Genomic DNA, 26,548 nt, shown 5'->3' with positions numbered 1-26,548 from the left:
TATTGCAACCAGCAGCACATGCGCTACTACAATCTTCAGAAGAAGTAGAACGTTACCTGGCTGATTTTCCCAAAGACCAATTATGGACGCAAATTGCTGGCCGAGCTTCCGTTGGTTTCCATTTGCAACATATTACTGGTGTTCTGGATCGTATGATGACCTATGCTAAATCAGAAACATTATCCCAAGCGCAATTTGCATACCTTTCCGAAGAAGGTAAACCTAACACTACAATCAACGTTGATGATTTAGTTGCAGCATTCCAAAATAAAGTTGAAGAAGCATTATCGTTTTTCAATACACTTAATGAAGCTACCTTGAAAGGAACTAGAACCGTGGGCCGAAAAAAACTGCCATCCACAACATTAGGTCTTCTCTTCCATGCCGCCGAACATAGTCAACGGCATATAGGTCAATTATTAGTAACTAAAAGTGTCCTTACGTTTTCGGAAGATTAGATTAAGAGCCTAATATTTATTTCATCAATAATTAATGTTTTAAGGTTCTTGAATTTTAAATAACACCCTAAATTTATATTGTTATAAAAACTCACACTATGGAATCTAACTACACAAAAATATACTCCGGAAATCGTTTTACCGCTCAACGAATTGAAGAAAAACTACTTGAAGTTGGCATCGTCGCAATTATGAAAGATGAGTCTGAATCCGCTCGCTTAGCGGGTTTTGCAGCAAATATTGATGGCGCACTCGAGGTTCACGTTCAAAAAGAAGAGGAAGAAAAGGCTATGATGATTGTCAGAGCTATTGCAGCTCAACAAAAAGATTAGTAAGCATTGCCATCCTGTATTCATTATTCCCTATTTTTATCGGCTCTATACCAATGAATACATAACAACAATGACAATCAACACCAAACTCACCCAATTTTTAACATTCTCACTAGTTTTCTCCCTTTTACTCTCTTGCGAATCAAAGCCTAAAAAACCAAAGGAAACCCCTTTGGTTATCACTGAAGACTCACTCACGGAAGTCAGCAGGGCAAAAGAAATACGCGAAGGCATCAGTCCTAAAATTGCAGACGGACTGGAATTAACGCTCTGGGCTTCGGATTCTTTGGCTCCCGACCCTATTGCTATGCAAATAGATGACAAAGGTAGAGTCTATTTAACGCGTACCAATCGCCAAAAAAATTCGGAATTTGATATCCGCGGACATCAAGATTGGATGACCCCGTCCATCTCATTACAATCCGTTGAAGACCGTCGGAAATTTTTGCATGAAACCTTTGCTCCTGAAAAGAGTGAAGAAAACGAATGGTTCCCAGACCTTAACGAGGATGGTAGTCATGACTGGAAAGACCTTACCGTAGAAAAAGATGAAATTTGGATGCTAGAAGACAGCAATAACAATGGTATTGCAGATAAATCTACCCGAATTCTAGAAGATTTTAATGATGAAATCACAGATGTTGCCGGTGCACTTCTAGTGCGCGAGAACGATGTGTTTGTTGGCGTAGGCCCAGATATGTGGCGAATGACCGATACTAACGATGATTTAATTCTGGACGAAAAAACATCTCTAGCCCATGGTTTTGCCGTGCATATTGGTTTTGCCGCCCACGGAATGTCCGGTGCTATTGAAGGCCCAGATGGTAAAATATATTGGGGAATTGGAGACATTGGCGCTAACCTTACAACTGTGGACGGTCAGAAACTAAAATATCCTAATCAGGGTGTTATTGTGCGCTCCAATCCGGATGGAAGCAATTTTGAAGTATTTGCCAGAGGTTTACGTAACACCCATGAATTTGTTTTTGATGCCTACGGAAATATTATTTCTTCCGATAACGATGGTGACCATGCCGGCGAAAGTGAAAGACTCGTACACTTGGTAGAAGGTTCGGATTCTGGATGGCGTTCCAACTGGCAGTACGGTAAATACACAGACCCTAAGAACAATGGCTACAAAGTTTGGATGGATGAAAAATTGTTCACTCCACGTTGGGAGGGCCAGGCTGCCTATATTGTTCCTCCTATTAAAAATTTCCATAACGGACCAACGGGTATGACCTATAACCCAGGTACTGCTTTGGGTAAAGATTGGCTGAATAAATTCTTTTTAGTGGAATTTGTGGGTAACCCTGACCGTTCCAATATCTGGTCTTTTGACCTTACTCCCAAAGGGGCCTCTTTCGATTTAAAAACCGACACCAGTATCTTAAGCGGTGTACTCCCTACGGGTATTCAATTTGGTCCTGATGGAGCCATGTACCTTGCAGATTGGATTACGGGTTGGGGAACAAAGAATTATGGTCGTGTTTGGAAGTTAGATGTCAGCGATTCTAAAAACGACCTTGAAAAAGAGCGTCAGGAAACAAAACGCCTAATGACTTTGGACTATAATGAACAGTCCACAGAGGAATTGGTAAAATTACTTTCCTATGGCGACATGCGAATTAGAAAAAAAGCACAATTTCAGCTGGTTAAAAATGGTTCCAAAGGGTATAAGGCCTTAAAAGAAGTATCTGCAGATAATAAAAATCAGTTTGCACGTATCCATGCCATTTGGGGAATAGGTCAAATTGCTGATAAAGATGCTTCCGAAGCAGAACCTCTTGTTTCCCTTTTAGCTGATAGTGACCCTGAAATAATTGCTCAGGCCGCTAAGATTTTAGGCGATGTAAAATATACCGAAGCAGGTTCAAAATTGATTCCGCTTTTAAAACATGACAATGCAAGAGTTAAGTTTTTTGCTGCCCAAGCATTGGGTAGATTTAAGACCGAAGCTGCCGTTCAGCCCTTATTGGACATGATTGTAGCGAATAATGATGAAGATGTTTATTTAAGACATGCTGCTGTATTGGCCCTGTCTCGAATTGGCAATACCGAATCCATAACTACTTTGGCCCATAACCCAAACCGAAGTCTTAGAATTGCCGCGGTGCTGGTTTTACGCAGACTTCAAGACCCTGCCGTTGCCGAATTCTTAAATGATGAGGATGAATATATTGTTACGGAAGCCGCAAGAGCCATTAATGATGATTGGTCTATTGAAGCCGCTTTACCTGCATTGGCCAATATGCTTACGGTAGAAAAATTTAACTCAGAGCCATTACTTCGTCGTGCTATAAATGCAGCGTTACGCGTTGGTGGAGATAAAGAATTGGAAAACCTTATTGCATTCGCCAAGGACAAAAATAGGTCTAACGTGCTACGCGGCGAAGCTCTTGCCACTATTGGTACTTGGGCAGAACCTTCCGTACTTGACCGTGTTGATGGCCGTTTTAGAGGAGAAATTAAAAGAGACCCGAATATAGTTAAGCAGAAAATAGAAAAAGATATTCCAAGTTTCATTGAAGACACGGATACGGATATCCTTATTGGTATTTCTAACACACTGGCCAATTTAGGAATAGACTCTCATAATGATGCGCTTTTTGCTGTTATGAAAAAACATAAGTCGGCTAAAGTCCGTTCTGAAATGTTGAAAGCCCTGGGGACGCTTAATTTTAATAAGATTGAAACGGCCATGCAGTATGGTATGAAAGATGACGATAAAAATGTTCGTACCACAGCTATCAGCCTAATGCCCAAAATGGATATTTCAAAAGAAAATCTACCTAACATTGTAAACCCCATTTTCAAAAATGGTTCAGTACGCGAGCAACAACAATTATTGAGTGTTTTAGGTGAATTACCAATTGAAAAAAGTGGAGAGTTACTGGGAAGTTTAATTAAGCAAGCTACTGCAGACCGCTTGAATCAAAGTGTTATACTAGATTTAATCGAAGCTGTAGAATCCACGGAAAATGAAGATTTAATAGCACAACTTAAACCACTTAAAGAAAACGGAAACTCAGTAGAGGCTTTTAAAGAAACCTTAGTAGGCGGGAATTATAGAGATGGTCGGAATGTATTCAATAAAAACCCAACCGCTCAGTGTACCCGTTGCCATGCCATAGGCAGTGCTGGAGGAGACGTTGGTCCTTCATTGGAAAACATAGGAAACATTTTAAGCCGTGAACAGATTCTAGAGGCACTTATTGAGCCTGGAGCTCGTTTGGCACCTGGTTACGGAAGCGTTACCCTTACTTTAAAAGACGGTTCTAAAGTAAGCGGTATACTAGAAGCCGAAACCGATGAGGAGCTAACCCTGAAAACCGGTGAAGCAGAACCTTTGGACATTCATATTTCAAGAATAGAAAAACGAGAAAATATGCCATCTGCCATGCCACCAATGGGTCGTTTAATATCCAAAAGAGAACTGCGAAACTTAATAGAGTATCTAGCCAACCTCAAAGAAGGTTAAATAGAGTCCCAACAAAAAAATCCCTCCAATCTGGAGGGATTTTTATTTTTATGAATCCCTATATGTTATAAGGAAGCTACAGCCTTTTTAGCCTGCTCAAATTCAGTCATCATATCATTTACAATAGTTGCAGCTGGTTTTATGCTCTTAATAAGCGAAGCTACTTGACCTATTTCCAATTCGCCTTCCTCCATATCACCTTCAAAAATCCCTCTTTTAGCACGTGCTCTTCCAAGCAGGGAAATCAAATCTTCTTTAGTGGCTCCATTGGCATACGCCCGTTGCACATCATTATAAAATTTGTTCTTTATGAGCCGAACTGGCGCCAATTCTTTTAGAGTAAGATGAGTATCGCCCTCACCTGCTTCTACTACTTTCTGTTTAAATAATGGATGAGATGATGCTTCTTCACTTGCCACAAAAAGGCTACCTACCTGTACCCCATCAGCACCTAAAATCATTGTAGCGAGCATTGCTGCACCTGTGGCAATTCCGCCTGCGGCAATTATGGGAATGTCTATTTTCTCTTTAACTGCGGGAATAAGCGTTAGTGTAGTGGTTTCGTCTCTTCCGTTATGACCTCCAGCTTCAAAACCTTCGGCTACAATAGCATCTACTCCAGCCTCCTGGGATTTTAAAGCAAACTTTAAACTACTGACCACGTGAACTACGGTAATCCCTTTTTCTTGCAAATAAGAAGTCCATGTTTTTGGGTTTCCAGCGGAGGTAAACACAATTTTAACCCCAAGGTCAACAATGATTTCCATGAGCTTGTCCAAATCTGGATAAAGCATAGGAACGTTTACTCCAAAAGGTTTATCCGTGGCCTGTTGACACTTTTGAATATGCTCGCGCAAAACCTGCGGATACATACTACCGGCACCTATTAGCCCCAAACCTCCTGCATTGGATACGGCGGAAGCCAGACGCCAGCCACTGGTCCATATCATACCCGCTTGTATAATTGGGTATTTTATTCCAAAGAGTTCTGTTATTCTATTTTGCATGCAATTCTTATATTGATAGCCTTCCTACTATGAAATTACACCGGAGCCAATAAGCTCGTCACCTATGTACCAAGCCGCAAACTGGCCTTCCATAATAGCTGATTGTTTTTCTTGAAAATCAACATACAAACCTCCTTCAACTTTATACAAAGTAGCTTTTTCCAAAGGTTGGCGATATCTAATACGCGCCATTACCTCCAAAGTTTCATCTTCTTTTAAAGCTAAGTCCGTCCGTACCCAATGTAATTCCTCGTCCGTAATAAACAGTGTTCTACGGTATAAACCTGGATGCATTTTACCTTGACCCGTGTATATCACATTCTCATTTACATCAGTTTCAATAACGAACAAAGGTTCCTTTGTTCCTCCTACATCCAGCCCTTTTCGTTGTCCTTTTGTAAAATAATGCGCTCCTTGGTGGTCACCCACAACTTTTCCATCTTCAACTTTATATACAGGCTTCTCTGAATAAAAAGATAACTCTTCTTGTTTGCTCTCAAATTGAGGCAATTCTCTTTGATATTGAGAAACATCAGAAGACACCTCAACAATAACTCCCTTTTTAGGTTTTAATTTTTGCTGAAGAAACTCAGGTAAACGCACTTTTCCAATAAAGCAAAGCCCTTGAGAGTCTTTTTTATCAGCGGTAATCAAACTATTATCCGCAGCAATTTGGCGCACTTCAGGCTTATTTAAATGACCTATAGGAAATAGAGTTTTTGATAATTGTTCCTGTGAAAGCTGACAAAGAAAATAGGATTGGTCTTTGTTGCCATCCACACCTGCCAAAAGCTGATAGGTTTCCGTGCCGTCATCATTCTTGATAGTCCCTTTTCGACAATAATGTCCTGTAGCTACATAATCCGCTCCCAATTGCAGGGCTATATCCATAAAGACATCAAACTTGATCTCACGATTACAAAGTACGTCCGGATTTGGCGTACGCCCTTTTTCATATTCAGCGAACATATAATCTACAATACGCTCTTTGTATTGAACGCTTAAATCTACGGTCTGAAATGGAATACCTAGTTTTTCGGCCACAATTAATGCATCATTGCTATCTTCCAACCATGGGCATTCTTCTGAAATAGTAACCGAATCATCATGCCAATTCTTCATAAACAAGCCAATTACCTCATATCCTTGTTCTTTTAAAAGATACGCGGTTACGCTTGAATCCACTCCTCCTGAGAGGCCTACAACTACTTTTTTCATTATTCTAATTATTGCATACAAAAATACGAAAACTTGGTCAAGACTTCCTTACATACCTTACATACCTTACATCTAAAATACACACATCATTATCACCTGGGTTAGCATACAAAAAAGAGCTCTTGACAACTCTCTTTTTTTTAAAGCTTGGTTAAGCTGCATCTTTACAATCCCAAATCTTATCAAACCAAACTAACTAAATGCTAAAAACCCCGACAGAGATGTCAGGGTTTTTTCGTATTAATAAAATCTAAGAGATTCTTTCTAATTACTTTCTGCCTGTCTTTTTCTGTTCCTCGGCCTGCTCCATCATTTCGCGCATTTTCTTCTGAAACTTATTCTCTTTCTTAGGCTTTTTCTTATTCTCCTGTATTTGGGCGTGTATTTTATCATCGTCCAAAATAAAGTTCTTTATCACCAACATGATACCAATAGTAATTAAGTTGGATACAAAATAATACAAACTCAATCCACTTGCGTAGTTGTTAAAAAAGAACAACATCATTAAGGGCATTAAGTACATGATGAATTTCATGTTGGGCATACCAGGTTGTTGTGGCATGTTCTGCCCTGTAGTCATAGTCATATAAAAGAAAATAGCTACAGAAGCTAAAATAGGAAACAAACTTACGTGATCTCCGTAGAAAGGAATCTCAAAAGGTAAATTGGCAACCACATCATAAGACGATAAGTCATCTGCCCATAAAAATGCTTTTTGACGTAACGCGAACGAGGTTGGGAAAAACATAAACAACGCATAGAAAATCGGCATTTGCAATAATGCAGGTACACAACCGCTCATAGGGCTGACACCGGCCTTACCATAAAGCTTCATGGTTTCTTGTTGCTTCTTCATCGCATTGTCTTTGTACTTCTCGCCCAGCTCTGCCAATTCAGGTTTTAAAACCTTCATTTTTGCCTGAGATAAATACGACTTATACGTTACAGGAGACATTGCCAACCTAACCAAAATAGTCATAACAATAATTGCTACACCAAACGGTAAGAACGAACTTAAAAAGGAATAGAAAGGAGTAAAGAAATAACGGTTCAACCAACCAAAAATGCCCCATCCAAAAGGAATGGAATCATCCAATCCCAACTCTTCATACTGATTCAACACCTCAACATCAGTAGGGCCATAATACCAATGCATATTTTGAGCCAATTCACCACCTGTAAGTTCCAAAGGCGCTGAAGCACCAAACAATTTGGTGAATTTTGTTTCCTTACTTTCCTCTTCCACTAAATTTTTGGAAGTAAGTGTCGCATTCTTAAAATTATTTTTGTTTGCTAGGATAGAGCTAAAAAAGTGCTGGCGGTAGGATAACCATTTTACATCTTCTTCCTCTTCCTCATCATCACTGGTAAGAGACAGATAGCTTATTTTACCATCTTCATGATTATAGGTAAGCTCAGTATACTTATTCTCGTATTCTACACTTTTATTATGGCGAATACCTTTTAAACTCCATTCTAAATCTATTGGTCTTGTACCATCTATTATACCATTAAGACCCTGAGAACGGATGGTAAAGTCTACGAGATAATCATCTTCTCTCATTTCATAACGGTACTCCAAAAATTTATTCGGACCTGCTTTGGCCTTCATTGAAAGTACCGTATTACCATTACTCTCAGTTACCGATGGCTCAAAATAAAGGTCTTTGGTGTTCAACACTCTATTATCCGATGTGGTAAAATTCAAACCAAAAGAAGCATTACCTTCATGAACAAGATACACAGGTATAGAATCATAGGTATGGAATTGCTTCATACGTGCCTCTACAATTTGCCCACCCTTATTACTTATATCTAAAGAAAGTAGTTTATTCTCTAATTTGGTAATCTTGTCAGAGGGCTGTGTATATCCAAAAGCACCTATTTTACCTTGGTAGTTGGCAACAGCTGTAGAATCCTGAAGATTAATTTCCGGAGTCTGCGCTACATTTTCAGACGGCAAGGCTTCATTACTTTCCTCATTTGCAACCTGCTCTTGTTGTGCCTTTTCAGCTGCTAACTCTTCTGGAGTAGGCCTATTCTGATAAAACATAAATATCAATATTCCGAAAATCAGCACAAAGCCAATTATGGAATTTATATCTACTTTCTTTTCTTCCATCTAGATAATTGTTAGTAGACCGATCGTTCAATTAATTAAATCGGTCATGTACAAGGGTTTGATTCAGTCAATTAGCAAATATATGTCCAATTGACCAGATTATGCCAGAATGGCATTAGTTTATTGCTTTTTATGTTTTAATGCCGCTTTTACAAAGCCTATAAATAAAGGATGCGGACTAACCACCGTACTTTTGTATTCTGGGTGATATTGCACTCCTATAAACCAAGGATGCTCCGGTATCTCAACAATTTCTACCAGACCCGTTTCTTTATTTATTCCCGTTGCTTTTAAGCCTTGTTCTTCAAGTTGATCTTTAAAATCACTATTAAACTCGTAACGGTGACGGTGTCTTTCTGAAATATTTTCGGCTCCTTTATAAACGCCCTTTACCAAACTACCTTCCAACAACTCACAGTCCCAAGCACCTAAACGCATAGTACCTCCTTTGTTCGTTATAGTTTTTTGCTCTTCCATAAGGTTGATGACCGGGTAAGGCGTTTTTTCGTCCATTTCGGTTGAATTGGCGTCAGCAAGCCCCAGTACGTTCCGAGCATATTCAATTACCGCCATTTGCATGCCCAAACAAATACCCAAGAACGGAATATTGTTTTCACGTGCGTATTGTACGGCCTGTATTTTTCCTTCAATACCCCTTTCACCAAAACCAGGAGCAACGAGTATACCGTCTAAATCACTAAGTTTTTTCTCTAGACTTTTGCCCAGTAAATGTTCTGAGTGAATAGACTTAATATTTACACGAACCTCATTGACGGCTCCTGCATGGATGAAAGCCTCTAAAATAGATTTATAAGAATCTTGAAGCTCAACATACTTACCAATTAAGCCAATGTTTATCTCATTCTGAGGATTCTTATGTTGATCCAGAAAATCTTTCCATTGGTCCAAATCAGGTTTTACAGTATCGGCCAAAGCCAATTTTTTAAGTACCACTGTATCCAAACCTTCTTCTTGCATTAATAACGGAACGTCATAAATGGTAGAAGCATCAATAGATTGTATAACCGCTTCTCGTTTCACATTACAAAAAAGCGCTAATTTTTCTTTTATCTCGTCAGATATTTCATGTTCTGTTCTACAAACCAGCACATCAGCCTTTATACCACTCTCCATCAACGTTTTAACGGAATGCTGTGTTGGTTTTGTTTTCAATTCGCCCGCAGCAGAAAGATAAGGCACCAATGTTAAATGAATAACGATACCATTATTATCTCCAAGCTCCCAAAGCAACTGTCTAACAGATTCTATATAAGGTAAGGATTCAATATCACCTACAGTACCCCCTATTTCGGTAATTACTATATCATATTCACCGCTCTTCCCCAACAGTTGAACACGTCGCTTAATTTCATTGGTAATATGTGGGACAACTTGCACGGTCTTTCCCAAAAACTCTCCACGGCGTTCTTTGTCAATTACACTTTGGTAAATACGCCCGGTAGTTACGTTATTGGCCTGAGAGGTACGAACATTTAAGAAACGCTCATAATGCCCAAGGTCCAAATCGGTCTCGGCCCCATCATCTGTCACATAGCATTCGCCATGCTCATAAGGGTTTAACGTACCTGGATCTACGTTGATATACGGGTCTAATTTTTGAATCGTTGTCTTATAGCCACGTGCCTGTAGCAATTTGGCGAGCGATGCGGCTATAATACCTTTCCCTAGAGAAGAAGTAACACCTCCCGTAACGAAAATATACTTTGTCTGCGACATATTGGTGTTCTTTGTTACGGGGCACAAAGATATAAATTGCCTAGTGAAATCATAGGTATTACCTGGGAAAATCTTTTTGAATCTTACGAATTAACGGCTCTAGTCCATTAATCTTAATTTCTAACATGGATTTAAGTAGAATTCCTAATTTTCCGTCAGGAAACCCTTTCTGTTGATACCAAACAAGATATGGTTCAGGAAGGTTCACCAAATATCGTCCCTTAAATTTTCCGAAAGGCATCTTATAATGTGCCAATTCAATCAATTTTTCTTTATCTGGTGCCATATTCATTTTTAAATCTAAAAATTTTATCTTTATTTTCGCCTAATAGCCAAAATTATGAAACGAAGAAAATTTATTGGTACATCTGCCGCTGCATCGGTTGGTATGGTGGCCTGCAAAACTACGAATGCCATGGCACCTTCTAATACAGAAAGCGTAAAATTAAAGGAAAATATTCATCATAGTGTTTGCCGCTGGTGTTATAAGGATATTCCCATGGAAGATTTCTTAAAAAGCCTAAACGAACTAGGTATTAAGGCCATGGACCTTACCGGTCCCGAAGATTGGCCTTTGATGAAAAAATATGGTATTCATGCCTCTATGTGCTGGGGTGCCGGTTTTGGGATAGAAAAAGGCTTCAATGACCTTTCTCTACATGAAGAATTAATAGCCGACTATTCACAACACATTCCAAAAGTTGCAGAAGCGGGCTATACCAATCTCATCTGTTTTAGTGGAAACCGAAACGGAATGGACGATGCCGAAGGATTAAAAAACTGCGCCGAAGGCCTTAAAAAGCTAATGCCTATTGCAGAGAAACACGGTGTTGTTCTTCAAATGGAACTCCTAAACTCCAAAGTAAACCACCCGGATTACATGTGTGATACCAGCGCATGGGGCGTTGAACTTTGCAAAGCCATAGGTTCCGAGAATTTTAAATTGCTTTATGACATTTACCATATGCAAATTATGGAAGGTGACATTATCCGTAACATTCAGGATTACCACCAATATTTTGGCCATTACCATACAGGAGGAAACCCTGGCAGAAATGAAATAAACGATACGCAAGAACTTTTTTACCCTGCTATAATGAAAGCAATTCTAGCAACGGGTTACAAAGGCTACGTGGCACAAGAATTCATACCCACATGGGATGACCAAATTGCAGCCCTAAAAGAGGGGATTACCATTTGCGATGTATAAAATTATAAGCCTCCCTTAGGGGAGGTTTTTTTATCCCATTAATTTTTTTAGGAAGTCTTCTTTTCTGCGCACGGCTACTTCTATATGTGAACCATCGTTCATGAGTGCGTACCCACCTTTCCCCTTCACATATTTATCTACGCAGGTAAGATTTATTAAATGCGATTGATGTGCTCTATAAAAATGGTGTTTCTCCAAAAGAGCTTCAAAATATTTTAATGTTTTTGCTACCGTAAGTTTTCTATCACCTTTTAAATAAAGGTGGGTGTAATTAACGTCTGACTGACACCTTACAATATCATATATGGCAATCATGGAAAGTCCATCGACCGTGGGAACCGCTATTTTCTGAAAATCACTGGCCTTTTGCCCTTCTAGATTATGGAACAGGACCTCCATTTTTTTTGATATTTCCTGTAGGGAAACTTTCTTTGTCAGCTTCTCCAATGCCGTATGCAAATCCTCTTCAGCAATGGGTTTCAACAAATAATCTAAGGCCGAAAACTTAAAAGCTTCCAGTGCATACGTATCATAACCCGTGGTAAAAATAACCTCAAAATTAATATCCGGCACTGCTTGAAGCAGTTCAAACCCTGTTCTATCATGCAACTGCACATCCAAAAAAACCACGTGAGGGCTATATTTTTTTATAGCAGCTAGACCTTCTTCATATGAAGATGCCACATTAAGCACCAGAACAGTATCAAAAGCATTCAATAGGAGCAGTAATCTATCCTGACAGTGTTTTTCATCGTCTACAATAATTGCATTTAACATACACTCATTAAAATTGAAGTTCCAAAGGTAATTTCAGTTCAACGCGAAGTCCTTCATTCTTATCGAACATTTGAATGCTTCCGTTTTCCTTTTTCAACTGATTAATAATATCAAGCCTGTTTCTGGTAATTTTGAGTCCCATTGAAGTTTTTCCCTTTTGAGCTGCACCATTTTTTTTTCGCCCTACCCCATCATCATCTACTCTACAGACCAAAAACTGATTTTCAATTTTCACCGAAACATCTATATGCCCAAGGGTTTCTTTTGGTGATATACCATGCCATATACTATTTTCAATAAACGGCTGTAGTATTAATGGTGGCACCATGGTATTTTCTACATCAACTTTTTCATCAATACTAAAAGAGTGCACAAATTTGTTCTTTAAACGCAGTGCTTCAATTTGCATATAAAGCCCTGTGATTTCCAAGTCCTCCTCTAACGAGATCCATTTTTTCTCCGAACTTTCTAAAATAGCCCTAATCAACTTGGAAAATTTCACTAAAAAAGTATTGGCAGTTTCCAAATCGTTCTTAGCCATATAGTCACTAATGGAGTTCATGGCATTAAAAATAAAGTGGGGGTTCATTTGTGACCGCAATGCCTTTAGTTCAGTTTCTGCCACTTTGGTCTTAAATTCGGAAATTTTCTTTTCGGACAATATCCGTTCTCTTTTTTTATACAATTGAAAGGCAATAGCCGAAAAAACCACAATCAAAAGCGCCCCCATGGACAAACCCGTTATCATTAGTTTTTGACGTTCCATTTCTGCATTAGAAATGGCTTGCTCCTTTTCATGGGCAGCCAATAGGGCTGATTTTTCTTTTTCATACTCGTAATCGGCCTCAAGAAGTGCTATTTCCTCTTTTTTCTCAACGGAAGCAAAACTATCGCGTAGAACCACAGCATCTGTTTTATTTTTATAGGCATTCTTATAATTACCCATTTCATTTTGCAAAACCGCTAGTTGATCAAGTGCATTAAACTGTAGATTTATACTCCCCGCTTCCTTGGCATATTGAAACGAAGTTTGATAATTCTTTTCGGCAAGCTTTAGGTTTTTCTGCTTTCCCAAAGCGTAACAATCGCCTAAATGTTGGTGCACTATAGCCAGATTATTGGCATTCTTTAACTTTTCATAAATCCTTTGGGTCTGCTTAAAATAAGCTATAGCCTCCTCATATTGCCCCATTTCCGTATAAGCGATTCCCGTGTTGGTCAAAGCACTGGCCATTCCCCTTTCATTGCTATTCCGCTCCATTATGTCATAAGCCTCCTTATAACTCTCTATGGCTTTATTGGATTTTCCCGTTTCATTGTAAACCCTACCAAGATTTGTAAGGGCATTTGCTACACCTTCTTGAAAATCATTCTTCTTAAAAAACGAAAGCGCTTGTTTCTGATAATCTTCCGACTGGTCAAATTTCTCCAATCTGGCATACAAAAGTCCTATATTACTTAAAATTGACGCATATTGCTTGTCGTTTATCAAGTCAATATCCTCATAAATACGCTTGGCATCCAAGTAACTCTTAATAGCTTCTGGATATTGCGAAAGATACATATGGTTAATACCAATACTATTCAACATTTTAGCCATTAAAAAGCTATCCTTAGCCTGCTCAAAGACCTTGTAGGCTTTTCGGTTATTATCGTTGGCACGGGCATAGTCAGATTCATTAAAGTAGACCAACCCCTTATTATATATTAGTCTCGCGGCGCCTATTTGATCATTATTTTCCTCTCTTATCTTCATTGCCTTATCGTACGCATCCAAAGCCAGTGAATCCTCCCCTAATGCGCTGTAGTTATGACCCTGATATGCATAACTAGTAGCAACAGCTTTATTATTTTTTAACTTAAAACCAAGTTTTACGGCATTTTTAGATAGTTCCACACCCTGCCTAGGATCAATAGAATAATAGGTATAGGCCAATTCATTTAAAATATTCAACCTAACGGAATCTTGTTTCGGGGCCTTTTTTAGAAGATAATTTAAACTATCTATTTTAGCGCGCTGTGCACTTAAACCATATACTGACAGCAAAAGCAATAAGGTGAGTAGTTTTATTCTATTGTAAGGCATAGACACATATGTATATGAACTCCAAATTTAACAGTTTAGCAGAAGTGAGCACTACACAGGCTGAGGAAATATTGTGATAAATTGTTCTTTTTGAGGTTTCTACATATAAATGAGGCCAGATTACGATTATACCTAAAAAACCTACACATACCTCACCCATCATCACGGTTAATAAATACCCATGGTGAGGTAAACCGCTTCTGCTTACTTTCATTGTACCAAACCAAGCAACCAATAGCTATGACCAAACAAAATTACTCTTTCACAATTTTTGCTATCCTTATCCTTATTCCCCTGATGTTCCTTACGGGATGCGACAGTCACCCCGCGAATGAACTAGCCGAGGATATAGCTGATCAAATTGAGGAAATTGAAGACGACTCAAAATTAGAGGAAGAACAAGAGCAGGAAGAAGAAGAAGAAGAAACCGTATACACCGGTTCCATGACCGCTACAGCTAACGGAAAAGAATTTCAATCATCCGAATATTCAGAACAATTCAACGGTATGCCCGCAGCCATTACGAAAACTGATGGAATATATATGGTGTACATTTCAGGTTATGACACAAGCTTGGGCCTAGTTAATACAAAAGCTGTTGTTTTATGGGCCGTAGGAGAAGATTTTTCCACACTAAAGGTTGGAAAAACATGGGATTCCCCTCTAGTAGATTTTCTTCATGAAGGAGTGATTGCCAATTATTACGAAGCTGAAGTGACCGATGATGATGATGATGATGATGATGATGATGACGACGACGACCCCAACCTTGAAGAAGTAGATAATATATATCTAAAAATTACCGCAATTGATTTCGAAAACCAAAAATTTTCCGGTGAGTTCAGTTTTGCAGGAAAAACTGAAGACGGTACCTCCATAACCGTAACCGACGGCAAGTTTACCGACTATACTTTTGAATATAACGAACAATAACAACCTTACCTATAAACCGACCAAGACCATGAAAAAATCATTCTTTTATTTATCAGCTTTTCTTTTAGCCTTAGCAACCCTAGTAAATTGCTCTGTAAAAGATGTTGTAGACGACCTTAGCGACACACAAAAAGCACTGGACTGCGCCAACTTATTGGTAGAAATAGATGAAAAATGGGACGAGCAAGACCGCAATTGCAACGAAATAAAGTCTGATGTAGCCAGGATTCTAGACACTTGCAATGATTTTTTAGATGCAGAACAAAAAGAACAACTGCAGTTTTATATTGATAATTGCGTTGAAGACAATTAACTCCGTAGACCAAACTTAACCTCAAAAAATGTTCTGCAGATGAAAACCTCCAGAATACACCTTAACCACTACCGCACTAACCTACTTTTACTAGGCCTAAACCTACAGTTGCCCATTAGTAACAAACCCACCCAAAAATCCAAAAAGAAAGACCAAAGCATCCTAGGAGAAATAGTATTGTCCGGCAAGGAAACCAAAAACCTGGGCACCACTTTAAAGGTTGGTAATTTAGCTATAGGCCGCTCAAACCGAAAAGTTAAGGGCAAAACAATAATACTTACGGACCGCCACACGAAAATTAACGAAAACGGACCTATACCCAATGACCGCCCAAACAACTTTATAATTATTGGTTTGGACATAGAAGCATCTAAAATATGTAATGCCAGCAGGTCATTATCCATGAATATCACTGTAGACGGCATGGAGTATAAACACAGCCGTACTCCCGCTAATTATAAGGCCTACACCAATTGCTCCTCAGATTTCAAAATAGATTTTACAAATAAAAAAATCACATTTATAGAAACCAAAATTACCAACACAAAAACGGATGCCGTTTTAACGATAAACGGAACCATAACTTGGAAATAGTTCTTGAAACCTACTATCCCTTTTAAGTGACACGGAATATTATTAGCAATTAACAATCTTGAACACTACAAAATGAAATCATCAAAAATCATATCAGCAATACTAATTGCCTTTTTTCTATGCTTCACCACTTCATGTTCTGAGGACAACACCCCTATTGATCAAGAACAAGAACAGGAAGAGCAAATTGAAGAAATAGAGGAGGAAACACAAGAAGAAGAAGAAGAAGAAGAAGAAGAAGAAGAAACTGAGGAAGAAACCGAGGAAGAAACCGAGGAAGAAAGCCAAGAAGAGGAATCAGAAGAGAATCAAGAAGCAAGCGATGGTTTTGGCACCATAAAATTATCCGGCGATGAAACTTCCGATGTGGGCACTACGTTAGTTGTAGGCCACCTTAAGGCAGGCTTGGCCCACCTAACAGGTAACGAACGTACGGTTATCATAACGGACGAAAACACACCCATTTCAGAAGATGAAGGGCCAGAACCGAACGATATAGGAAATAATTTTATAATTGTAGGCTTAGACTTAGGAGATCAGGCAACCCAAGATGCAGAAAGAGGCCTCTCCATAAATATTTCGGTAGATGGCACCGACTACAAATATGCCTGTGCCGTTCCGATTGTTTCTGATTTCGTTCATTGTGGTGAGGATTTTCAAATCGATTTTGAGAAAAAAGAGATTCTATTTTCTGAAACCAAGGTCATCAATACAAAAACAGCATCCATTCTAACTATGGATGGGACAATTACCTGGGAGTAACCTCAAAAGCCGAATTACTTATTAAAAACGAATTGCACCATAGAACTGCACCTATAAAGTCCCTGTCAGAACACGAAACTTTAAAACCAAAAAAATGAAAACAACAAAGACACTATTCGCACTTATTTTTGTCTTTTTCTTAAGCACAAGCCATCTGTTGGCGCAAGAAAGCAAGGGACAAACTGAGACCACCAAAGAAAAAAGCTCGATCAAAGAGGTTGATCAAATAAACCAAGCTTCAGGCGAGATTAACGAGACATCCGCAAATACCGCCGAAGCCGTTAAAGGTACCGTCTCAAACACTAAAGAAACCTTTAAAGAACTTGGCTCTTTATTCGGCTCCAACAAGGAAAAAGGAGTAATCAGCATCGGCATTAAGCCTATTACCTATGACGACCCTAATTTAAATGCACTTTATAATCAAATTAAAGATATTCGTGGCGTCAAAAATCCCAATAAAAATTTTAGCGACAACAGTGTAAAGATTACCGCTGAATACAAAGACGGAGCAGATGCGCTATGGCAAAATGTAACTAGTGAAGTACGGGCCGCCTTTAAAATGGTACAAATGGGAAACGACATGATCGTAGTAAAGCCGGCTGACCAGAAGTAACTTAAAAATCAAATAATATAAAAAAGTCGACAAAATGTTGAAATAATTTAGATATTTACCCAATCAAATGAGAACAACACTTTAACGCTAACTAATTTAACCAGTATAGATTTTTAAAGTTCAATTATATGAAAATGAAAAAAACAATTATTTATCTAGCCCTAACATTTCTAACGATTTCGTTTGCTAATGCACAGGAATTTGAACAAGGCACCAACGTTATTAATGCCGGTATTGGGCTTGGCGGTTATTATGGAGGATATAATACTTCCACAACCAGCCCCGTATTCAGTGCCAGTTACGAAAGAGGTATTTGGGATGTTCCCGGCCCTGGGGTAGTTAGCCTTGGAGGTTATCTTGGCTATAAAAGATTTACTTATGACAACAACTTTAATAATGTGGATTATAGCTGGTCCTATACGGTTATAGGAGCTCGTGGTGCGTATCATTACACCGGCCTGAACGTTGACAACCTAGATGTTTACGGCGGAGCTATGCTATCCATGCGTATTTATAATGGTGATGATTTTGATGATTTAGATAGTAGACCAGGTGCTACTGCTTTTGTTGGTGGGCGCTGGTACTTTACGGACAGTGTAGCTGGTTTTGCAGAAGCAGGTTACGGAGTTGCCTTCTTAACATTAGGAGCTTCTTTCAGGTTTTAGAACCACTGAATCATATCAAAAAAAATCCTTCTCAATTTAGTTTTGAGAAGGATTTTCTTCTTTTAGTGCCGCTTCAATTTGTTTGTTCCAAAGCAATTGCTGGTGTAAATCCCTAGAAAAATTGGTTTCCCTATCGTACTTATTTTGGAAATTCATTAGTTCTCGCAAAATAGCCTTATAAATAGTTCTGACCTCTGCCTTAGCATCCATTGTAAATTGGGTTTGAGCAAGTTGTTCACGAAATTTTCGGGCATAGAGCTCGGATATATCAAAATGCAATTGTTCGTGGCTTAAAATTACCGAATCGCAAATTTCGGGCCTGTACCAAGATTTGTTAGGGTAAAACTCGCTCTGTACCACAAAATCCAAATACAACTGACCTTCCTTTTCAAAAGACGAAAACGAGTAACTTATACCGCTGGCAGTTGTTGCCGCAGCCCATTCCGTCTTAAAATAACTCCCTTTGAAATCTGACCATTGCAGTTTTGTATCCGCATTCCAAAGCATTACCTCCTCTTTCTGTGCAGAAGCTATACTGACAACACATAGACAAATTACCCCAAGAACGTATTTTAAAGCTCCCAATTGAATGTAATTACTTTTTCTATATCTGGATGCAAGCTATAATGTACGGGGCACGTCATAGCCGTATGCTCTAAAATCTTCCTGTTCTTATCAGAAACATGTGCAGGTAAAATTAATTTTGCTTCAATTTTAGAGATTCGTCTTGGCCCGGCAGCCATGTGTTTCTTGATTTCTACAGTAGATCCGTTCAAATTTACATCAAGACCTTTGGCTTTGATTCCCATCATGGTCATCATGCAACTCCCTAATCCGGTAGCCACAGTGTCCGTTGGGGAAAAAGCTTGTCCCAGGCCATTGTTGTCCACAGGCGCATCCGTAATAAAGGTATCCCCAGAGCGCACATGCTCACAAGTGGTCCGTAAATCTCCGTTGTAGGTTACTTTTGATGTCATACTAAAATTGGGTTTAGAATTAATAACTCTGTTTGTTTGCCCTAAGTTAGTACTAGACTTTTCAAAAAAGAAATTAAATCGCAGATTTACTCGGCTTCCTTTATACGAAGGTCTTCAAACTTTAGAATATATGAAGACTGGTTGAAGTAACCTGAAGCGCCTTCCTTTTCATAATCAAACTTATTACCTGAGTACTCAGTCTCACCAATCACCTTTGAAGCTTCAATAAGATTGTTCTTATACGCCAACTTTAACAAAAGGTCATACGTAATATCAAAACCTCTTACAGCATATCTATCCGGTGTGCTTCCAAATCGTTTTTCATAGCGCTTGGAAAATGAATCATTAGACCCCATTTTGTACACCGATGGATAAGTGAATTGAAGATTGGACAAATGTGCGTTACTGATTACCTCATTATCAAAAGCACTGTTCTTGTTCGTCGTGAACATCCGCACTTTGATATCTTCAGTATTCATTGAATTCAAAATAGAAGTAACACTGGACACCAATTTAAAGTTGTCTGTTTCTACAAACACCCAATTATCTCCCTCTTCCGAGAGCATTTCGGTTAACTTCTTAATATCAATTCCAATATTTTTCTCTTCTTGAGTCACCTTTAAGGTATCGGATTCCGGAAAACTCGTCATTAATTGTCCTTGAACCGCTTTATTCTTATCATCTGCAATAATTATGACATGCTGGTCTTCCAATTTATCTTGCACATAGCTAATCATCCGATCACGAAGCACCTCATCAGAAGTATAGGAGAAGAACACATTAGACAGACTCAAATCACTTTTTGCCGGAATGGGCGCAACCAATGGTACGTTCTTACCATTAGCCCTTACTGCCGTTTCCTTTAGGGATGGCATATCTAGGGGTCCTACAACAGCACTATATGTCGAAAGGTTTTCTTGTTGTAAAATCTCTTTTGTCCTTGCTAGATCTAATTGGTTATCAAAAGTCTTAACATCTACAGAAACCCCTAGGTCCGCAATAGAATCTATAGCGACCAAAGCCCCCGAATAAAGACCTAGGCTATATTTTAAGCTGTTTCTCTTATCAATAATAGTAGCAACACGATCTTTATCACTAAGATCTAACTTATCCAACCTAAAAGGCAAAAGAAACATCAACTTGGGTCTATTGACCACATTGACACTATCCAAAAGGTTGATTTTATCCAAAACCAATGAATTTCGAACTTCAAAATTACCCTCTTGTTCTTTTGGCAGTTTTAAAATCATACCCGCTTTCAGCCCTTGTGCCAAATCAGGATTCAATGCCAAAAGCTCTTTATAGGTAATCCCAAACTTACGGGTAAGAGAAAATTCTGTCTGTTTAGGCTTTACTACGTAAAAGTTATAATTATCGGTATTGATTTCACCGCTTTCCGCTTTGGCTTGTGGAATACGAATGACCATACCCTCTTTGAGTCCGCCTCTTTCTGTAATCTCCGGATTCAAGCGAACAATTTCATCCGATTTCACCCCAAATTTCTGCTCCAACTGAAAGAAGTTCATTTTTGGAGGAACCGTATACGAGGTATATAATTGTGTTTCTTGATTCTCAACTGTACTACCTGCAATTTTTGGCAATCTTAATTCCTGCCCTACGGCCAAATAATCATTTGATGCCGAAAGCTCGGGATTTAAAACCACCATACTATCTACGGTAATACCATACTTATAAGCTATACTCCATCTTGTTTCCTTTGGAGCGACTTGATACGTTTCATAATCATCTTCGTTAACAATAACCTCATCTTCCGGTTTTACCCTTCGGTATTTCGGAATTTTAAGTGTTATTTTTTTCTGCAACTGAGAAGAATACAGTTCAGGATTGTATTTCTTTATATCCTCTTCCGTAATATGAAAACGCTTGGCTATACTATATAAAGTTTCTTTCTTTTTAACACGATATGATGTAAAACCAATAGGCTCCTCCTGCTCTTCATTACCCTTACTTTTCCCGATTGTAGCTTCAGTGGAAGTTTCAAGATTTCTTGTAGATCCTGCTGCAACCGCCTTGGCTTTACTATCTTTTGGAATCACCAATATTGTATTCACCCTCAGCTCATCACCCCTTCTTACTTCTTTGTTTAATTTAAGAATGGTCTGAGCATCTACCCGATACTGCTTTGAAATGCTTTCAAGCGTTTCACCCTTCTTAACAGCGTGGGTGGTAAACTTCTGTGCAGATGATTTACACCCTACAAAAACAAATAATAAAAGTGTAAGACTAACTTTAAAAAACTGATTCATATTTATTCCCATTCAATGGTTGCCGGTGGTTTTGAGCTTATATCATAAACAACCCTATTTACACCTGGCACTTTGTTGATAATATCGTTTGATGTCTTTTGCAAGAATTCGTAAGGTAAATTCACCCAGTCAGCAGTCATACCGTCCGTACTTTCTACGGCTCGCAAAGCTACACATTTTTCATAAGTGCGCTCATCACCCATTACCCCTACACTATTTACGGGTAAAAGCATTGCTCCGGCCTGCCAAACCTTATCATAAAGACCCCAATCACGTAAGCCTTGAATGAAAATATGATCTACCTCCTGTAATATAGACACCTTTTCTGGCGTAATGTCACCCAAAATACGAATTGCGAGTCCAGGACCTGGAAATGGGTGTCTTCCCAAGCGCTCATCACCTATAGCCATACTCTTACCTACGCGACGAACTTCATCCTTAAATAACATCTTTAAAGGCTCAACTACTTTTAACTTCATAAAATCCGGTAAACCACCTACGTTATGATGACTCTTTATTGTTGCCGAGGGTCCACCTGTTGCAGAAACGGATTCTATAACATCTGGATATATCGTTCCTTGAGCAAGCCACTTAACATCCTTTACAAGATGGGCCTCATCATCAAAAACGTCTATAAAAATCTTGCCAATAATCTTGCGTTTCTTTTCAGGATCACTTTCTCCCGCAAGTGCATCCAAAAAGCGTGCCGAAGCATCAACACCCTTTACATTAAGCCCCATATGCTCGTACTGATCCAGTACATCTTGAAATTCGTTCTTTCTAAGAAGTCCGTTATTTACAAAAATACAGTAGAGGTTCTTTCCAATAGCCTTATGAAGAAGCACAGCTGCAACCGTAGAATCAACGCCACCGGAGAGACCCAACACCACTTTATCATTTCCAATCTTTTGTTTCAACTCCGCAACCGTCAAATCCACAAACGCATCTGGCGTCCAGGTTTGAGCAACATCTGCAATGTTTACCAGGAAGTTTTCCAGTATTTTTTTACCGTCTTTAGAGTGATAAACCTCTGGATGAAATTGAATAGCATAAGTACTCTCGTTTTCAATTTTATACGCAGCATGTTTAACATCGTTTGTACTTGCCAAAACCACTCCGTAATCAGGAAGTGTCTGAATGGTATCACTATGGCTCATCCACACTTGGCTCCCTTCTGAAACACCTTCAAAAAAAGCTTCATCAGACTTAATATAAGACAGATTTGCACGACCGTATTCTCTTGTGTTTGACGGAGCAACATTACCTCCACCGAAGTGAGCCAGATATTGCGCACCATAACAAACTGCCAACAAAGGTTTTTTACCCCTTATTTGCGACAAATCAGGATGGGGAGCATCATCTGCCCGCACCGAAAAAGGCGAACCTGATAAGATTACAGCTTTATAAGACGACAAATCGTCTGGAAGCTTGTTATACGGCTTTATTTCACAGTAAATATTGAGTTCTCTAACCCTTCTAGCGATGAGTTGTGTGTACTGAGAACCGAAGTCTAGGATAAGGACGTTGTTTTGCATGGCCAAAAATAGCAAATTCCGTCCGCTCAAAAAGACTCTTTAGGCATATTTATAATCGGGTTTTTAACAATCACCCCAAATAACACCAATATCCAACTAGAGGGTAGGCTAAAATGAAACACCTAATTCCTACAAGTGATTCAAAATATTACGCCGTTATAAAAACTTTATTCCCAATATTATTCAGGCTTAAATTAAAATCACCAATCTACTTTAAAGATATTTTTTCAAGAATTTACCAAGGAAATCACTCAAAATCCCAGATTTTACTCAAAATGCAAAAATATGAATCAAAACTTTATATACTTTATTTTAATAAACTGGATTTAAGTTAATTAAGTTAATTCCTACAAAATGTTAAATTGTATTAAAAATGACCAAAATAGACCTGTTTAACCACTTTTTCCGAAGTTTTAAGGTTATACCCTTAAAAAAACGAGCTTGATTTCTTGTCTAATTTAGACTTGTTTTTATTTATCTTTTCATTAACCGTTTCCTCTAAAGGTTACGACTTTCTTGCATAAGAATTTACTGCTGTATTATCATTTTATCAATGTGTAAAAGCAGTAATTATATCAATCAAAAAACGAACATATCTTGAAAAAAGCGATCTTGCTGTACCTCATTTTTTCTTGCACTTTTTCATCAAGGTCAAGCAAAAATGAGTAGACTTCCATGCCTGCCCAAAAGTGGAATTCACAAAAATATTGGAGCTCTTTTGATTTTTAAAGACAATCACCCAACACGTAATAAAGCTGAAAAAAAAATATATAGTTAGTGGGTATCTTACGGAAAGTGGAAGCGGGAAACATCTCATGGGAGTTTCCGTTTATGTTCCCGAACTAAAGTTGGGCTCCACTACAAATGACTACGGGTTTTTCTCTTTGACACTTCCCGAAGGAAACCACGAAGTAATCATTTCTTACATTGGTTACGGAAATGAAAAACGGAAGACAAAACTTTCTCCGTTACGTTAAAACCTTCGACCCAAAATCTGGACGAAGCAACTACTGCTGTAAACAGGAATAAGGGAGAGTAAGGTTAATTAAATGGCTGTATTTAATAACTATTTTAAAAAGGAAGATTGTAAATTACAATCGCTTAAAAAAGTAAAAGTCCGGGATACCAAACCCGGACTTTTCATCAAAATCAAAAAAACCAACCTAAACACATGAAACGGTTTAATTAAAAATCGTTTTCATAGCATTTTTACTAATAACACCCTACTTTTAAAATACCCTACCCGCTTTTAAAAGTTTTTTCTAATTTTATTCAAAAAGACGTACATGACTTCTACTTTTTGGAACGAAACGCTAGCCGAAATAAGAAAAGGAATTACCGAGAGAGGCCACCCATTTAGGTTTTTCACCTTAGCTTCTACAGGGCAGTCAGGAGCTCCAAACCAACGCACCGTAGTTTTTAGACATTTTAATGACGATTTAAGTTTGGTATTTTATACGGATGAACGCTCGCCAAAAGTCTCACAAATTCAAAAAAACGACACGGTTAGTCTATTGTTCTATCACCCAGGAAAGCTTTTACAGATTACTATAGAAGGAAAAGCCTCAGAAGTTACGGACCCGCAAATATTAAAGGAGTACTGGAGCCATGTACCTGATGGCAATAAAAAGGATTACACCACTCATATTGCTCCAGGAAGCACTATAAAAGCACCGGACACTTTAGAATATTTAAATGGTGACCACCATTTTTGCGCCATACAAATTGAGCCCACAAATATTGAGTACCTAAAAATAAAACAACCCAACCACATACGGGTACTTTTTTCTAGAACCAATGAATCATGGCTGGGAGAATTTTTAACGCCTTAACTAATTACCGAGTTTATGTTTTTATAATGGTAAACTCTTGCTGTAAGGGCTGCAACGTGTCAAGAAGCATTGGAACCAAGTTCTCCCCTAATTCCAAATAAAGTTCAGAAAAATTCACATTCCGCTCTTGCAGCGATTTATTTGGAAAAAGTTCGTTCTGAATTTCGGTCATGCGGAGAACATGATCCTTCAGTTTACGCTTCTGAGCTTGCAGCAGTCTTTTTTCTAGATGGTCCAGACCTTTCTTTTGTTTTACCTCTTGCGCCTTTACCGCGCCTAAAAATGAAGCATCGGTCTGTTCCGCTAATTCATACATACCTTTGAACTGCTCTTCAAGAAGTTGTTTTTGAGCCGAAAAATCAATATCAATATTGGATATTTCCCTTATCTTTTTATTGATAAAGCTACTTTGCTTTAAGAAAAGGTCTTTTACGGAGAGGTTCATTTTAATCAACTTTTCCGTTTGTTTCTCGGTAATAATTAAGACTGAATTCCTAAGTAACAAAACAGGAAAGGGTACTTGCATAGCCTCAAACATGGCTTTCAATTCCAACCAATAGGCTATTTCGCCTCCTCCACCAATATAACAGAGGTTAGGCAAGATAACTTCTTGGTATAATGGTCTTGCAATTACGTTGGGGGAAAATCGTTCAGGATGTTCCTTCAACTCCTTCTGGAGCTCTTCTTTGGTAAAATGGATTTCGGTATCGTTTATAAAATAGGTGTCGTCCTGCCCTACTATGCGCTCCCGAAGACCATCTTTTAAATAAAAGTAGTTGATTTCACGCGGGTTTACCTGCACGCCATAATTTTGGTCAAGGGCATCAAACTCCGTTACGGTTTCCGATACTTTTTTATGTGCCAGATTATCAAAAATATCTTTCTCCGCATAAGGGACTAAAAGACTTTTTAAACTCTTATCATCACCATCTACAATCACCAAACCTTCCGAACCAAAAAGTTCATTTGCCAAATATCGGGTAGCATCGGCTAAATTATCATGCTCTAAATATGATTTTTCAAACAGCTGCTTTAACGCAATGGCATTTGTGCTATTTCCTATTTGATTTGAAAAAGCTTCAAAAATTTCATCAAGGCCTTTTGTATCTAAATGTCCTACCGCACCAGATGCATTTTTGTTCCACTTTAACTTTTTTCCACGAAAATTAAAATAGTTGATTTCTTCAAAGTCATGGTCTTCCGTAGCCATCCAATACACGGGTACAAAATTATACTTTGGATATGCTTTTTTGAGTTCCTTCGTCAGGTTTATAGTGGAAACTATTTTATATAAAAAATACAAAGGCCCAGTAAACAGATTAAGCTGATGCCCTGTAACAATAGTAAAAGTGATAGGTTCCTTAAGTTTCTTAAGGTGTGTTTGGGTTTCATTGCCAACCTTAAACCCCTTGTATTGCAATTGCAATGCATCATAAAGAATTTCTCTGTTTTCATCAGGGAAACTGGTAGCCTTTTCAGCTATTTGCGCTTCAAAATTCTTTAGGTTCGGAAACCTATTATAAAAGTTTTGTACTTGAGGTTTTTCGGCAAGATAATCACAAATAAATTCCGAAAAATAGCCGGTCCTGTAAAAGGGTAAACAGTCAATATCCATAAGGGTGTAAATAT

At 38.5% G+C, this 26,548-nt stretch carries 24 protein-coding genes; 12 read left to right on the top strand and 12 right to left on the bottom strand.

The window, feature by feature from the left end:
* The first annotated feature begins 2 nt into the window (after positions 1-2).
* From P0077_RS14295 to P0077_RS14285, 3 genes are all read left to right on the top strand, one after another.
* Positions 3-458 carry a DinB family protein gene (locus tag P0077_RS14295; protein WP_349292955.1) on the top strand — a complete coding sequence of 152 codons (456 nt, stop codon included), beginning with the start codon at positions 3-5 and terminating at the stop codon, positions 456-458.
* A gap of 98 nt (positions 459-556) precedes the next feature.
* Complete coding sequence (locus P0077_RS14290; protein ID WP_276165888.1) at positions 557-790, top strand: putative signal transducing protein; 234 nt, start codon at positions 557-559, stop codon at positions 788-790.
* Between the two features lie 70 nt (positions 791-860).
* Positions 861-4,271 carry a HEAT repeat domain-containing protein gene (locus P0077_RS14285; RefSeq protein WP_276165887.1) on the top strand — a complete coding sequence of 1,137 codons (3,411 nt, stop codon included), beginning with the start codon at positions 861-863 and terminating at the stop codon, positions 4,269-4,271.
* Between the two features lie 65 nt (positions 4,272-4,336).
* Here the strand turns inward: P0077_RS14285 and P0077_RS14280 are convergent, their stop codons facing one another.
* The 5 genes from P0077_RS14280 to P0077_RS14260 all read right to left on the bottom strand — a co-directional run bounded on the left by P0077_RS14280 (position 4,337) and on the right by P0077_RS14260 (position 10,647).
* Positions 4,337-5,278 carry an NAD(P)H-dependent flavin oxidoreductase gene (locus tag P0077_RS14280; protein WP_276165886.1) on the bottom strand — a complete coding sequence of 314 codons (942 nt, stop codon included), beginning with the start codon at positions 5,276-5,278 and terminating at the stop codon, positions 4,337-4,339.
* A gap of 27 nt (positions 5,279-5,305) precedes the next feature.
* Positions 5,306-6,496 carry a tRNA 2-thiouridine(34) synthase MnmA gene (gene mnmA, locus P0077_RS14275; RefSeq protein WP_276165885.1) on the bottom strand — a complete coding sequence of 397 codons (1,191 nt, stop codon included), beginning with the start codon at positions 6,494-6,496 and terminating at the stop codon, positions 5,306-5,308.
* Positions 6,497-6,764: 268 nt separating this feature from the next.
* A complete protein-coding gene (yidC, locus tag P0077_RS14270; protein ID WP_276165884.1) occupies positions 6,765-8,618 on the bottom strand; it encodes a membrane protein insertase YidC in 1,854 nt (617 codons plus the stop codon).
* A 120-nt stretch (positions 8,619-8,738) separates the two neighbouring features.
* Complete coding sequence (pyrG, locus tag P0077_RS14265; protein ID WP_276165883.1) at positions 8,739-10,355, bottom strand: CTP synthase; 1,617 nt, start codon at positions 10,353-10,355, stop codon at positions 8,739-8,741.
* A gap of 58 nt (positions 10,356-10,413) precedes the next feature.
* Positions 10,414-10,647, bottom strand: coding sequence for a DUF3820 family protein (locus tag P0077_RS14260; protein ID WP_276165882.1), 234 nt, complete (start codon positions 10,645-10,647; stop codon positions 10,414-10,416).
* A gap of 48 nt (positions 10,648-10,695) precedes the next feature.
* Between P0077_RS14260 and P0077_RS14255 the strand changes: the two genes are divergently transcribed.
* Positions 10,696-11,565, top strand: a complete 870-nt coding sequence (locus P0077_RS14255; protein WP_276165881.1) for a hydroxypyruvate isomerase family protein — start codon at positions 10,696-10,698, stop codon at positions 11,563-11,565.
* Between the two features lie 30 nt (positions 11,566-11,595).
* Here the strand turns inward: P0077_RS14255 and P0077_RS14250 are convergent, their stop codons facing one another.
* Positions 11,596-12,342: a LytR/AlgR family response regulator transcription factor gene (locus P0077_RS14250; protein ID WP_276165880.1), complete on the bottom strand. Its 747-nt coding sequence runs from the start codon at positions 12,340-12,342 to the stop codon at positions 11,596-11,598.
* A 7-nt stretch (positions 12,343-12,349) separates the two neighbouring features.
* On the bottom strand, positions 12,350-14,428 hold the full coding sequence (locus tag P0077_RS14245) for a tetratricopeptide repeat-containing sensor histidine kinase (protein ID WP_276165879.1): 2,079 nt from the start codon (positions 14,426-14,428) through the stop codon (positions 12,350-12,352).
* Positions 14,429-14,668: 240 nt separating this feature from the next.
* Between P0077_RS14245 and P0077_RS14240 the strand changes: the two genes are divergently transcribed.
* From P0077_RS14240 to P0077_RS14215, 6 genes are all read left to right on the top strand, one after another.
* On the top strand, positions 14,669-15,361 hold the full coding sequence (locus P0077_RS14240) for a hypothetical protein (protein ID WP_276165878.1): 693 nt from the start codon (positions 14,669-14,671) through the stop codon (positions 15,359-15,361).
* A gap of 28 nt (positions 15,362-15,389) precedes the next feature.
* Positions 15,390-15,674 carry a hypothetical protein gene (locus P0077_RS14235; RefSeq protein ID WP_276165877.1) on the top strand — a complete coding sequence of 95 codons (285 nt, stop codon included), beginning with the start codon at positions 15,390-15,392 and terminating at the stop codon, positions 15,672-15,674.
* Between the two features lie 39 nt (positions 15,675-15,713).
* Complete coding sequence (locus tag P0077_RS14230) at positions 15,714-16,268, top strand: hypothetical protein (protein ID WP_276165876.1); 555 nt, start codon at positions 15,714-15,716, stop codon at positions 16,266-16,268.
* A gap of 72 nt (positions 16,269-16,340) precedes the next feature.
* Positions 16,341-17,030: a hypothetical protein gene (locus P0077_RS14225; RefSeq protein ID WP_276165875.1), complete on the top strand. Its 690-nt coding sequence runs from the start codon at positions 16,341-16,343 to the stop codon at positions 17,028-17,030.
* 94 nt (positions 17,031-17,124) lie between these two features.
* Positions 17,125-17,643, top strand: a complete 519-nt coding sequence (locus P0077_RS14220; protein WP_276165874.1) for a hypothetical protein — start codon at positions 17,125-17,127, stop codon at positions 17,641-17,643.
* A gap of 134 nt (positions 17,644-17,777) precedes the next feature.
* Positions 17,778-18,308 (top strand): hypothetical protein, encoded by a 531-nt coding sequence (locus tag P0077_RS14215; RefSeq protein ID WP_276165873.1) that lies wholly within the window; start codon positions 17,778-17,780, stop codon positions 18,306-18,308.
* A gap of 36 nt (positions 18,309-18,344) precedes the next feature.
* Here the strand turns inward: P0077_RS14215 and P0077_RS14210 are convergent, their stop codons facing one another.
* The 4 genes from P0077_RS14210 to guaA all read right to left on the bottom strand — a co-directional run bounded on the left by P0077_RS14210 (position 18,345) and on the right by guaA (position 23,087).
* The gene (locus P0077_RS14210; RefSeq protein ID WP_276165872.1) at positions 18,345-18,893 is read right to left on the bottom strand and encodes a DUF922 domain-containing protein; all 549 of its coding nucleotides are present in this window, start codon (positions 18,891-18,893) and stop codon (positions 18,345-18,347) included.
* On the bottom strand, positions 18,881-19,285 hold the full coding sequence (locus P0077_RS14205; RefSeq protein ID WP_276165871.1) for an OsmC family protein: 405 nt from the start codon (positions 19,283-19,285) through the stop codon (positions 18,881-18,883). The genes P0077_RS14210 and P0077_RS14205 overlap by 13 nt, the downstream gene beginning before the upstream one ends.
* A gap of 86 nt (positions 19,286-19,371) precedes the next feature.
* Positions 19,372-21,552: a LysM peptidoglycan-binding domain-containing protein gene (locus tag P0077_RS14200; RefSeq protein WP_276165870.1), complete on the bottom strand. Its 2,181-nt coding sequence runs from the start codon at positions 21,550-21,552 to the stop codon at positions 19,372-19,374.
* 2 nt (positions 21,553-21,554) lie between these two features.
* Entirely contained in the window at positions 21,555-23,087 is a 1,533-nt protein-coding gene (gene guaA, locus P0077_RS14195; RefSeq protein ID WP_276165869.1) for a glutamine-hydrolyzing GMP synthase, read from the bottom strand.
* A gap of 734 nt (positions 23,088-23,821) precedes the next feature.
* Between guaA and P0077_RS14190 the strand changes: the two genes are divergently transcribed.
* Positions 23,822-24,064 carry a carboxypeptidase-like regulatory domain-containing protein gene (locus tag P0077_RS14190; RefSeq protein ID WP_349293004.1) on the top strand — a complete coding sequence of 81 codons (243 nt, stop codon included), beginning with the start codon at positions 23,822-23,824 and terminating at the stop codon, positions 24,062-24,064.
* A 309-nt stretch (positions 24,065-24,373) separates the two neighbouring features.
* Positions 24,374-24,919, top strand: a complete 546-nt coding sequence (locus P0077_RS14185) for a pyridoxamine 5'-phosphate oxidase family protein (RefSeq protein ID WP_276165868.1) — start codon at positions 24,374-24,376, stop codon at positions 24,917-24,919.
* Positions 24,920-24,932: 13 nt separating this feature from the next.
* Here the strand turns inward: P0077_RS14185 and bshC are convergent, their stop codons facing one another.
* Entirely contained in the window at positions 24,933-26,534 is a 1,602-nt protein-coding gene (gene bshC / locus P0077_RS14180) for a bacillithiol biosynthesis cysteine-adding enzyme BshC (protein WP_276169207.1), read from the bottom strand.
* Positions 26,535-26,548: the final 14 nt, after the last annotated feature.

Source organism: Zobellia alginiliquefaciens, from assembly GCF_029323795.1.
Taxonomy (GTDB): domain Bacteria; phylum Bacteroidota; class Bacteroidia; order Flavobacteriales; family Flavobacteriaceae; genus Zobellia; species Zobellia alginiliquefaciens.
Note: the sequence above shows the minus strand (reverse complement) of the source record. Positions and strands in the feature narration are given on the sequence as shown.